Origin of the sequence: Pseudomonas sp. Ant30-3 (genome assembly GCF_000690905.1) — a bacterium.
In the GTDB taxonomy this organism is placed as follows: Bacteria; Pseudomonadota; Gammaproteobacteria; order Pseudomonadales; family Pseudomonadaceae; genus Aquipseudomonas.
The window spans coordinates 1-10,610 of sequence record NZ_JMCL01000190.1 but is presented as its reverse complement, the minus strand read 5'-3'; the positions used below and the strand labels follow the sequence as shown (position 1 = coordinate 10,610).

General features: G+C 58.7%; 9 protein-coding genes and 5 tRNA genes. 3 read left to right on the top strand and 11 right to left on the bottom strand.

What is annotated here, in order from left to right; translation table 11 throughout:
* Positions 1-96: 96 nt before the first annotated feature.
* The 9 genes from DU29_RS0128620 to uvrB form a co-directional block, all read right to left on the bottom strand.
* The gene (locus tag DU29_RS0128620; RefSeq protein ID WP_028624766.1) at positions 97-534 is read right to left on the bottom strand and encodes an acyl-CoA thioesterase; all 438 of its coding nucleotides are present in this window, start codon (positions 532-534) and stop codon (positions 97-99) included.
* A 48-nt stretch (positions 535-582) separates the two neighbouring features.
* Positions 583-1,416, bottom strand: a complete 834-nt coding sequence (locus DU29_RS0128615) for an alpha/beta fold hydrolase (protein ID WP_028624765.1) — start codon at positions 1,414-1,416, stop codon at positions 583-585.
* 31 nt (positions 1,417-1,447) lie between these two features.
* The gene (locus DU29_RS0128610) at positions 1,448-1,987 is read right to left on the bottom strand and encodes a TetR/AcrR family transcriptional regulator (RefSeq protein ID WP_028624764.1); all 540 of its coding nucleotides are present in this window, start codon (positions 1,985-1,987) and stop codon (positions 1,448-1,450) included.
* Positions 1,988-2,171: 184 nt separating this feature from the next.
* Positions 2,172-2,247 (bottom strand) — tRNA-Glu (locus DU29_RS0128605).
* Positions 2,248-2,326: 79 nt separating this feature from the next.
* Positions 2,327-2,402 (bottom strand) — tRNA-Ala (locus tag DU29_RS0128600).
* Positions 2,403-2,455: 53 nt separating this feature from the next.
* Positions 2,456-2,531: transfer RNA gene (locus DU29_RS0128595), tRNA-Glu, on the bottom strand.
* Between the two features lie 79 nt (positions 2,532-2,610).
* Positions 2,611-2,686, bottom strand: a tRNA-Ala gene (locus tag DU29_RS0128590).
* Positions 2,687-2,979: 293 nt separating this feature from the next.
* Positions 2,980-4,461 carry a glutamate--tRNA ligase gene (gltX, locus tag DU29_RS0128585; RefSeq protein WP_028624763.1) on the bottom strand — a complete coding sequence of 494 codons (1,482 nt, stop codon included), beginning with the start codon at positions 4,459-4,461 and terminating at the stop codon, positions 2,980-2,982.
* A 236-nt stretch (positions 4,462-4,697) separates the two neighbouring features.
* Positions 4,698-6,713, bottom strand: a complete 2,016-nt coding sequence (uvrB, locus tag DU29_RS0128580; protein ID WP_028624762.1) for an excinuclease ABC subunit UvrB — start codon at positions 6,711-6,713, stop codon at positions 4,698-4,700.
* 338 nt (positions 6,714-7,051) lie between these two features.
* Between uvrB and DU29_RS0128575 the strand changes: the two genes are divergently transcribed.
* Complete coding sequence (locus tag DU29_RS0128575; RefSeq protein ID WP_028624761.1) at positions 7,052-8,248, top strand: amino acid aminotransferase; 1,197 nt, start codon at positions 7,052-7,054, stop codon at positions 8,246-8,248.
* A gap of 231 nt (positions 8,249-8,479) precedes the next feature.
* Positions 8,480-8,692 (top strand): hypothetical protein, encoded by a 213-nt coding sequence (locus DU29_RS0128570; protein WP_028624760.1) that lies wholly within the window; start codon positions 8,480-8,482, stop codon positions 8,690-8,692.
* Here DU29_RS0128570 and DU29_RS0128565 read toward each other — a convergent pair.
* Positions 8,689-8,919 (bottom strand): hypothetical protein, encoded by a 231-nt coding sequence (locus DU29_RS0128565; RefSeq protein ID WP_028624759.1) that lies wholly within the window; start codon positions 8,917-8,919, stop codon positions 8,689-8,691. The two genes, DU29_RS0128570 and DU29_RS0128565, sit on opposite strands and share 4 nt — an antisense overlap.
* Before the next feature lie 227 nt (positions 8,920-9,146).
* Between DU29_RS0128565 and DU29_RS0128560 the strand changes: the two genes are divergently transcribed.
* Positions 9,147-9,222: transfer RNA gene (locus DU29_RS0128560), tRNA-Asn, on the top strand.
* Between the two features lie 131 nt (positions 9,223-9,353).
* On the opposite strand, the gene DU29_RS01000000130685 is transcribed toward DU29_RS0128560, so the two are convergent.
* On the bottom strand, positions 9,354-10,610 hold a 1,257-nt coding region (locus tag DU29_RS01000000130685), incomplete at its 5' end, for a nucleobase:cation symporter-2 family protein (RefSeq protein ID WP_033051080.1).

Below are 10,610 nucleotides of genomic sequence, written 5' to 3'. Positions count from 1 at the left end.
CGAGGGAGCTTGCTCCCGTTGAAGTGCGCAACAGTTTCCATTGTCGGGGACCGCTCGCGGTCCAGCGGGAGCAAGCTCCCTCGCCACAAGATCGTGTCAGGCGGGAGCTTGCAACGCCGGGCCATAACCTTCGATAAATTCCGTCGGCATGCGCTTGGGCTTGCCTGACGACAATTCGATGCAGACAAAAGTAGTTTGCGCGCGCAGCAGCGTGGCGTTGTCACGCGGACGTTTGAGCTGGAAATGACGGGTCATCTTCAGGCGCTGGTCCCAGTCGACAATCCAGGTCGCCAGCTGCAGTTCGTCGCCTTCGTAGGCTGCCGCCAGATAATCGATCTCGTGACGCACCACGGCCATTGCCCGATCCAGCCGCCGATACTCGACCAGATCCAGCCCGAGCCGCTGCGAATGACGCCAGGCGCAGCGCTCGAGCCAGGTGACGTACACCGCGTTATTGGCGTGGCCCAGACCGTCGATGTCTTCGGCAGCCACTTCCAGATCAATGATAAAAGGCGTTGCCCGATCCCAGCCCATGCCCCACTCCCGGTCAGATTATTGCGACCGAGGCAGTGTAACGGATGCTCAGGCCGATTGGCGCGATTGCAGACTGCGTCCCGACAGCAGTGATAACACGCCATCAATCACCCGAGGGTCTGCGAGCACGCGCTGATGTCCGCCCTCTTCCAGGCGCAATAAACGGCTGTCGAACCAGGCCTCATGAATCAGTTGCGACTCTTTGACCCCGACAAGCTTGTCGTCTTCGGCGTGAACGATCAGCCCGGGCATATCGAGTTGATAGTGCGCGACATCCAGCGTGGCGGCGCGCATGCCGACATCGTTTTCGACCTGGCGGATGAACGCCGAACGCGCGTTCGGGGGCAACCGCACGTAGCGTGCAAAACCGCGCAACACGCCGAGAATTCGCGCCGGGGCGGCGATGGTCACCAGGGTTTCGGTGCGCAAGCCCAGTTGCACGGCGAGCATGGCACTGGCGCCGCCCATGGAGTGGCCGATGACGGCTTGCAACGGCGGCAATTCAGCGGCGGCTTCGAGCATCGCACGAGCGAACAGCACGACATTGGCTTCGCGACCGGGTGAGCGACCGTGCGCCGGACCGTCCAGCGCGACCACGGTATAACCGGCGTCGACCAGAGCGGTAATGAGGCTGGCAAACTGCGTCGGCCGCCCTTCCCAACCATGCATTAGCAATACCGCCGGGCCCTGCCCCCAACGCAAGGCGGAGAGCCCGAAACGCAGGGTAATGCGTTCGGATTTGGCCAGCAGCGGCAACTCCCAGTCACGAGGCGGCAGGTCTCGCGGTGTCATGAATGCCAGTCGCATTTTGCTCGCGACCAATTGCGGTGCAAACCAGCCCAAGGTGCCATTAACGCCACGAACCCACTTTAACGTGCCCATCGCTCCCACTCCTCAGGCCAATGCCTTCAGGTCATAGCACCGCCGATTTGGCGGCGCGCAGCAATCGATCGGATAAATCACCCGGCCCCAGCGCGCGGGCCAGCGCCAAACCACCCACCATCAACGCTATGTCAGCCAAAGCTTTTTCGCTGTCTTCCGGGCTGGCCGCCAACTGCGCGACCATCAATTCAACGTGTTCATTCAAAGCCACTCGGAACGCCTCCGGCAGACGGCCCAGCTCACCCACGGATGCGGGAATCGGGCAGGCAGAGTCGGAAGAATCGCGGTGCTTGCGTGACAGGTAAAACGCAGCGACCAAAGCGCGACGCTCTTCGCCGGTCAGTTCGGCGTCCATGTCGGCAATCAAGCCACGTCGGTGGCCGAGCAGTTGCTTGAACGCTTCCAGCATCATCGCGTCCTTGCTTTCGAAGTGCGCGTAAAAACCGCCGACAGTCAGGCCGGCTGCACCCATCACTTCGCCTACGCTCGGCTCAGCCGGACCGCGCTGAATCAACGCTGCACTGGCAGCTTTGAGAATGCGTTCGCGGGTTTGAGCTTTTTTATCGTTCATCGTTGCCTCCGAATATTACGATTAGAATATTATTCGCATAATAATTTTTCGCAAGTCATGGCTGTGACCGCCGATCTGAAGAACAGTGTGAAAGATCGAGGGGGATTTGGCCAAACGCCAGACAAACAAAAGGGCCATTCAATAATTGAATGACCCTTATAAAATCCCGCAGAGCGGGTAATCGTGGCGTCCCCTAGGGGACTCGAACCCCTGTTACCGCCGTGAAAGGGCGGTGTCCTAGGCCACTAGACGAAGGGGACGCAAAACCTTCTATACAACTGATCAGTGCTGAGAGCTGATCGATTCAAGGTCGGTGTGGCCAGACCTTGAACTGTAAATTGGTGGAGCTTAGCGGGATCGAACCGCTGACCTCCTGCATGCCATGCAGGCGCTCTCCCAGCTGAGCTAAAGCCCCGGATTTTTCGCCTCGCGGCGGAGCGACATTTTGCAACATCGCTTCTGTAAAACTGGCGTCCCCTAGGGGACTCGAACCCCTGTTACCGCCGTGAAAGGGCGGTGTCCTAGGCCACTAGACGAAGGGGACGCAAACCCTTCTATACACCAGATCAACGCTGAGTGTTGATCGCTTCAAAGCCGGTGTGGCCAGACCTTGAAGTGTAAATTGGTGGAGCTTAGCGGGATCGAACCGCTGACCTCCTGCATGCCATGCAGGCGCTCTCCCAGCTGAGCTAAAGCCCCTCATCGCTGAGGACGGGGCGAATCTTAATGGCGCTTTGGAAGTGTGTCAAACTTATTTTTAACAATTTCCAAAGTTTTTTGCCGACATAACAATCACTTACCGCCCGCCCCCGTAATGTCGGGGTGACACGTTCCCTGTAGCAGCTGCGGAAGGCTCGGGGTGCGCTCGACTTACAGGCACTCTGCCCTTTCAGACAGATTGTGGCGCGCGGGCAAGGGGTTGCTGCGCAACCCGACGCAGCCTGCGGCAGCTGCTACATGGGAACGGTTTAATCAGGTGGCATTAAGTGGAGTCAGGCAATGTTCGCCAGCAATTTTTCCCACTCCTTGTTTTCCTTCTTCGACACGCCACCAAGCAAGTCGATGGCCTTGCGCAGACGGAAACGCGTCAGGTCCGGACCGAGAATCTCCATCGCATCCAGCACTGAAACCGAACTGGCCTGGCCGGTGATGGAGGCAAACATCAGCGGCATGGCGTCACGCAGCTTCAGCTCCAGGGATTCCACCACCGCCTGAATCGTCGCAGTGATGCTGTCCTTCTCCCACTGACGCAGGCTTTCCAGCTTCCACAGAATCAACTGCATCAACTGACGAACCTGATCACCCGAAAGCTTTTTCGATTCAAACAGCTTGGCATCCGGATTCACGCCACCGGCAAAGAAGAAACCCGCCAATGGTGCAACCTGGCTGAAGGTTTCGACGCGGCCTTGCACGTGCGGGGCGATCTTCATCATGTAGTCGGGGTTCAGCGCCCAGGTCTGCAGACGCGAGGCAAACTCTTCGACCGGCAGATCACGCAACCACTGGCCGTTGAGCCACGACAGTTTCTCGATGTCGAAAATCGGCCCGCCGAGAGAAACGCGCTTGAGGTCGAAGTTGTCGACCATTTCCTGCAGAGAGAACTTCTCGCGCTCGTCGGGCATCGACCAGCCCATGCGCCCCAGATAGTTGAGCATCGCTTCCGGCATGAAACCCATGCGCTCGTAGAACGTGACTGATGTCGGATTTTTGCGTTTGGACAATTTGCTCTTGTCCGGGTTACGCAACAGTGGCATGTAGCACAGCTCTGGTTGTTCCCAGCCGAAGTACTCGTACAGCAGAATCAGTTTCGGCGCCGAAGGCAGCCATTCTTCGCCGCGCAACACGTGGGTAATGCCCATCAAATGGTCATCGACCACGTTGGCAAGGAAGTACGTCGGCAGGCCGTCGGTCTTCATCAGCACTTGCATGTCCATGCGATCCCACGGGATCTCGACGTCGCCGCGCAGCATGTCCGGCACCACGCAGACGCCTTCGCTCGGCACCTTCATGCGAATCACGTGTGGCTCGCCAGCGGCCAGACGACGGGCGACTTCTTCCGCAGACAGGAGCAGCGCACGACCGTCATAACGCGGCGTTTCGCCGCGAGCCTGTTGCTCGGCGCGCATCTGGTCCAGCTCTTCGGCGGTGCAGAAGCACGGGAAGGCATGGCCCATTTCGACCAGTTGCTGGCAGTACTTCTGATAAATATCGCCGCGCTCGCTTTGGCGATAAGGACCGTGCGGGCCGCCCACGTCCGGACCTTCGCTCCAGTCGATGCCCAACCAGCGCAGCGCGTCGAAAATCTGCTGCTCGGACTCGCGGGTCGAACGCAATTGGTCAGTGTCTTCGATCCGCAGGATGAACTCGCCGCCGTGCTGCTTGGCAAAGCAATAGTTGAACAAAGCGATGTAAGCGGTACCTACGTGGGGGTCCCCGGTAGGCGATGGCGCGATGCGCGTGCGGACGGTGGTCATGGCAAGTCTCGAAATGAAGATAAAACAAAGCGCGAATGGTAACAGGCGTAGCCCGCCCGGCTCCAGTGAGCAGGGCAGATATGCCGGCTTTGGCTTGTTGATGTGGTTATGCGGCGGTCGTCAATGGGGACTGCAGCGTCTGGAATAACGCTATCGCGAGCAGGCTCGCTCCTACAGTAGAGCAAGTTGTTCCCGCTAGAATCGGTTCTTTGTAGGAGCGGGCTTGCACGCAAATATCAGACCTCGATCAACCGCTCGCGCAACTTGCCAATCTCGTCACGCATTTGCGCCGCGGCTTCGAATTCCAGATCCCGCGCCAACTGATACATCTTCTCTTCGAGACCTTTGATGCGCTTGGCGATTTCCCCCGGCGAGCGCAATTCGGCTTCGTACTTGGCACTTTCCTCGGCGGCCTTGGCCATGCCTTTGCGCTTCTTGCTGCGCGAGCCCGGCACCGTGGCGCCTTCCATGATGTCGGCAACGTCCTTGAACACGCCTTTGGGCGTAATGCCGTTGGCCAGGTTGAAGGCGATCTGCTTGTCGCGACGCCGCTCGGTTTCGCCGATCGCCCGTTCCATAGAACCGGTCATGCGATCTGCGTAAAGAATCGCCCGGCCATTGAGGTTTCGCGCGGCGCGTCCGATGGTCTGGATCAGCGAGCGCTCGGAACGCAGGAAGCCCTCCTTGTCCGCGTCCAGAATCGCCACCAGCGAAACTTCCGGCATGTCGAGACCTTCGCGCAGCAGGTTGATCCCCACCAGCACGTCGAACGTGCCGAGACGCAGATCGCGGATGATTTCGACCCGCTCCACCGTGTCGATGTCCGAGTGCAGATAGCGCACGCGCACGCCGTGATCGGCCAGATAATCGGTCAAGTCTTCGGACATGCGCTTGGTCAGAGTGGTGACCAGGACGCGCTCTTCCAGCGCGACACGTTTGCCAATCTCCGAGAGCAGATCGTCGACCTGGGTCAGCGCCGGGCGGATCTCGATCTGCGGGTCGACCAGGCCAGTCGGGCGCACCAGTTGTTCGACCACGCGGCCAGCGTGTTCAGCCTCGTAGTTGCCCGGCGTGGCCGACACAAAAATTGTCTGCGGGCTGATCCCTTCGAATTCGTCAAAACGCATTGGCCGGTTGTCCAGCGCCGAGGGCAGCCGGAAGCCGTATTCCACCAGCGTTTCCTTGCGCGAACGGTCGCCTTTGTACATGGCGCCGACTTGCGGCACGCTGACGTGCGATTCGTCGATCACCAGCAGCGCGTCGGCCGGCAGGTAATCAAACAGCGTCGGCGGCGCTTGCCCGGAGGCACGACCCGAGAGGTAGCGCGAGTAGTTTTCGATGCCGTTGCAGTAGCCCAGTTCGAGAATCATCTCCAGGTCGAAACGGGTGCGCTGTTCCAGACGCTGGGCTTCGACCAGTTTGTTGTTGGAGCGAAGGTATTCGAGACGTTCCTGCAACTCGACCTTGATCCCTTCGATGGCGCCGAGCAAGGTTTCGCGCGGAGTCACGTAGTGGCTTTTCGGGTAGAACGTGAAACGTGGCAGTTTGCGAATGACCTCACCGGTCAACGGATCGAACGCTGACAGGCTTTCCACTTCGTCATCGAACAGCTCGATGCGGATGGCTTCGAAATCGGATTCCGCCGGGTGGATATCAATCACATCGCCACGCACCCGAAAGGTTGCGCGAGCGAAATCAATGTCGTTGCGGGTGTATTGCAGGTCGGCCAGACGGCGCAGCAAGGCGCGCTGATCGAGCTTGTCGCCGCGATCGACGTGCAGCACCATTTTCAGATACGTCTCGGGGCTGCCCAGACCGTAGATGCACGACACCGTGGTGACGATGATCGCGTCTTTGCGCTCCAGCAACGCCTTGGTGGCCGACAAACGCATCTGCTCAATGTGGTCGTTGATCGAGGCGTCTTTCTCGATAAAGGTGTCCGAGGACGGCACGTACGCTTCCGGCTGGTAATAGTCGTAGTAGGAAACGAAATACTCGACGGCGTTATTCGGAAAGAACGCCTTGAATTCACCGTACAGTTGCGCGGCCAGGGTTTTGTTGGGTGCCAATACCAGGGTCGGACGCTGAACCTGAGCGATGACGTTGGCGATGCTGAAAGTCTTCCCCGAACCGGTCACACCGAGCAACGTCTGGTGCGCCAGCCCGGCCTCGATGCCTTCGACCATCAGGCGAATGGCTTCCGGCTGATCGCCGGCGGGCTCGAAGCGGGTGACTAGCTGGAATTCAGACATGAAATACCTCTGGGTTCACTCCCGCTCGGCAAAACCGGACAGGAACGAGAAAGACCGCAAACGACCGACGTCGCCCGAGGAAAAAACTGGATTGATCTCAATGTGGAGCCGATTGCCTGCGCTTTCAAGGCAAACGTCCTACATCCCTTGAAGTCTTTGACGCGCCGAATCGACTAACGGTCGAAAAATAATCGAGAAAACTTTCAGTAAAAGCGGAAACGTCTGTCGCCATCGATCGGGGATGGCCTCTATACTAGCTCCCCGTTTGTGCACCGCTCTAGTGCATTCGGCTGGAGCGCGACACGTCCCTCCACCCCCCATTCAGAGCCGCCGCAAAAATGAGCCTGTTCTCCGCTGTCGAAATGGCACCACGCGATCCAATCCTGGGCCTCAACGAAGCATTCAACGCCGATACCCGTACCAGCAAAGTCAATCTGGGGGTCGGTGTTTACTGCAACGAGGAGGGGCGAATTCCACTCCTGCGCGCCGTTGTCGAAGCCGAGACGATTCGCGTCGCTCAACACGCCTCCCGTGGCTATTTGCCGATTGATGGCATTGCCGCCTACGACCAGGCTGTGCAGAAACTGTTGTTCGGCAATGAGTCTCCGTTGATCGCTGCGGGCCGGGTCATCACCACCCAGGCCGTCGGTGGCACCGGTGCGCTGAAAATCGGTGCCGACTTCCTCAAGCAGCTGCTGCCGAACGCTGTCGTGGCCATCAGCGACCCCAGCTGGGAAAACCATCGCGCGCTGTTTGAAACCGCCGGTTTCCCGGTGCAGAACTATCGTTACTACGACGCAGCCACCCATGATGTAAACCGGTCCGGGCTGCTTGAAGACTTGAACGCCCTGCCCTCCGGTTCGATTGTCGTGCTGCACGCCTGCTGCCACAATCCGACCGGCGTGGACCTGAGCCCGGCGGACTGGAAAGACGTGCTGGAAGTCGTGAAAGCCAAGGGTCACGTGCCGTTCCTCGACATGGCCTATCAGGGCTTTGGCGATGGCATCGACGAAGACGCCGCTGCCGTGCGTCTGTTTGCCGAATCCGGCCTGACGTTCTTTGTTTCCAGTTCGTTCTCGAAATCCTTCTCGCTGTATGGCGAACGCGTCGGTGCCTTGTCGATCGTCAGCGAATCGAAAGAAGAAAGCGCGCGCGTGCTGTCGCAAGTCAAACGCGTGATCCGCACCAACTACTCCAACCCGCCGACCCACGGTGCAAGCATCGTCGCCGCCGTGCTGAACAGCCCGGAATTGCGCGTTCAGTGGGAAGAAGAACTGGCCGAAATGCGTTTGCGCATTCGCAGCATGCGCACTCAGATGGTTGACCTGCTGGCAAAAAATGCCCCGCAGCGCGACTTCAGCTTTGTCGGCCGTCAGCGCGGGATGTTCTCCTACTCGGGCCTGACCGTGGAGCAAGTGACCCGTCTGCGCACAGAGTTCGGCATCTACGCCCTCGACACCGGCCGCATCTGCGTGGCCGCGTTGAATCAGAACAACATCAATGCGGTGACCAAGGCTATCGTTGCGGTGATCTGAGTGAGTTGCTGATACGAAAAACGGGAAGCTTGATGGCTTCCCGTTTTTTTGTACAAGATAAATCTCAAATCGACAACCAAGCCCCCTAGACTGCAGACATCTACTTTGTAGGAGCCGGCTTGCTGGCGATGGCGGACAACCTGCCAACATAATGTTGGCGATTGTGACCGCTTCGCCAGCAAGCCGGCTCCTACAGGTTTTGCGTACACCTGAATTCTGATGAGAACCCACATGAAAAACGATGACCTGCGCGCCGAGCGCGACGACCTCGATCACCACGACGACTTCATCCCTCGCACCCCGGCCAAACAACGCAGCGGCAACCTGGTGATGCAAGTGGCCACGGGCGTGTTCCTCGGCGGCCTGGCCTTGTGGCTGGTACAACTGGGCGCGACGCTGCTTTACAACAAACTGATGCTGGCGACCGTTACCTTCGGCGGTTAAGCCAATTCGGTGGCGCGCTGGCTGGCGGCATCGTCGTAGGCGACATACAGCGATTCTGCGATCTGGCTCTTGATAGCCTTGGCGCTTTCCAGGCCAAGCACAAAACCTTCGGCCTTGCCGCCTGCACGATTCAATTCTTCAGCGGTGCCGGCCTGGGTGATTGCATCGAGCAATTTCTCGGCGTGCGGGCCCACGCCTTTTGGCAGACTGATCTGAGCGATGCTCATGCGAACACCTCGCTAGGGCAAGGTGTGAAAAACAGGTGGGTCATGACGCGTACCTTTTCGGCGAATGGCCGGCAGCGCGTGTAACCGCTCCCGGGCGTTCATGGTAGCCCGCTCCTGCGTTTCTGGTAACCGCCAATCGCCGATAAACCGCCGCCCGTCTCGCCAAATCTGTTCAACGAATAACAGATGCTTGACTTCTCTTTTTGAATCAGTAACATACACGCCATTCCGCGATAGCTCAGTTGGTAGAGCAAGTGACTGTTAATCACTGGGTCCCTGGTTCGAGTCCAGGTCGTGGAGCCAGACAGCAATAAACAAAAAGCCCCTGAATCGAAGGATTCAGGGGCTTTTTTGTGTCTGTCGTTTCATCGAGCAATCGCCCGAAATGCTTTGAAGCCTTCGGGCGATTGTCGATCTAACGTCTGATACTGCTGCTACACATGCTCACTGCTTTTCACATGCACCGCACGCGGTTCGCCATGCCCGTGATCCACTTCCACCACCGGGATCTCCTTGCCGTCGCAATCACGCAGTTTGCCTTCGCTGAAATAATCCCCTTCGCGCAACGCCGCCAGATCCTGATAACGCAGTACGCGCTCAGTGCCCGCCGCAAACACCGACTGCTGATCGGAGTTGCCCGCAGTCAGGTGGTTGAACGCCAGATTGAGCACGATGGCCATGATCGCCGATGAACTGATGCCCGAATGGAAAATCGTCGCGAACCAGCTCGGGAATTGATCGTAGAAGTTCGGCGCGGCAATCGGAATCATGCCGAAACCGATGGAGGTCGCAACGATGATCAGGTTGACGTTATTACGGTAATCAACTTTCGACAGCGTGCGGATGCCGCTGGCAGCCACGGTACCGAACAGGACAATGCCGGCGCCGCCGAGCACGGAGGTCGGCACAGCAGCAATCACTCGCCCCATGAAGGGCAGCAAACCGAGAATCACCAGGAACATCCCGCCGGTGGCCACCACGAAACGGCTCTTGATCCCCGTCACCGCCACCAGTCCAACGTTCTGGGCAAAAGCGCTTTGGGTAAATGAGCCGAAGATCGGTGCGATCATGCTCGACAGCATGTCAGCGCGCAGACCGTCGCCCAGGCGTTTGGAGTCGACCTTGGTTTCGATGATTTCACCGACCGCGAGAATGTCTGCCGAGGTCTCTACCAGCGTCACCATCACGACAATGCACATCGATAGAATCGCGGCGAAATGGAACGTCGGCATGCCAAAGTGAAACGGTGTAGGGAAGCCGAACATCGCCCCCTGCGTGACCGAGGAGAAGTCCGCCATGCCGAGGAACACTGCGATCACCGTGCCGATGACCATCGCCAGCAGGATCGACAAACGCGAGATGGTCGCGCTACCGACTTTACTCAGCAACAACACCAGCACCAGCGTCACTGCGGCCAAACCAATGTTGGACATGCTGCCGAAGTCCGGTGCCTGGCTGTTACCGCCCATCGCCCAACGTGCAGCCACCGGCATTAGCGTCAGGCCAATGGTGGTGATTACGATCCCCGTCACCAGCGGCGGGAAGAACTTGGTAATTCGCGAGAACACCGGCGTGATCAACAATCCGATCAACGATGCAGCTATCACCGCGCCCAGAATCGATTGAAACCCACCCTCCCCGCCACTGCTGACAATTGCCACCATGGTCGCGACGCCGGAGAACGATACGCC

Coding starts and splice junctions, on each gene's coding strand:
- DU29_RS0128570 (WP_028624760.1), top strand. CDS start 8,480: ATGAAAAACGATGACCTGCGCGCCGAGCGCGACGACCTCGATCACCAC.
- DU29_RS0128615 (WP_028624765.1), bottom strand. CDS start 1,416: ATGGGCACGTTAAAGTGGGTTCGTGGCGTTAATGGCACCTTGGGCTGG.
- uvrB (WP_028624762.1), bottom strand. CDS start 6,713: ATGTCTGAATTCCAGCTAGTCACCCGCTTCGAGCCCGCCGGCGATCAG.
- DU29_RS0128565 (WP_028624759.1), bottom strand. CDS start 8,919: ATGAGCATCGCTCAGATCAGTCTGCCAAAAGGCGTGGGCCCGCACGCC.
- DU29_RS0128610 (WP_028624764.1), bottom strand. CDS start 1,987: ATGAACGATAAAAAAGCTCAAACCCGCGAACGCATTCTCAAAGCTGCC.
- DU29_RS0128575 (WP_028624761.1), top strand. CDS start 7,052: ATGAGCCTGTTCTCCGCTGTCGAAATGGCACCACGCGATCCAATCCTG.
- gltX (WP_028624763.1), bottom strand. CDS start 4,461: ATGACCACCGTCCGCACGCGCATCGCGCCATCGCCTACCGGGGACCCC.
- DU29_RS0128620 (WP_028624766.1), bottom strand. CDS start 534: ATGGGCTGGGATCGGGCAACGCCTTTTATCATTGATCTGGAAGTGGCT.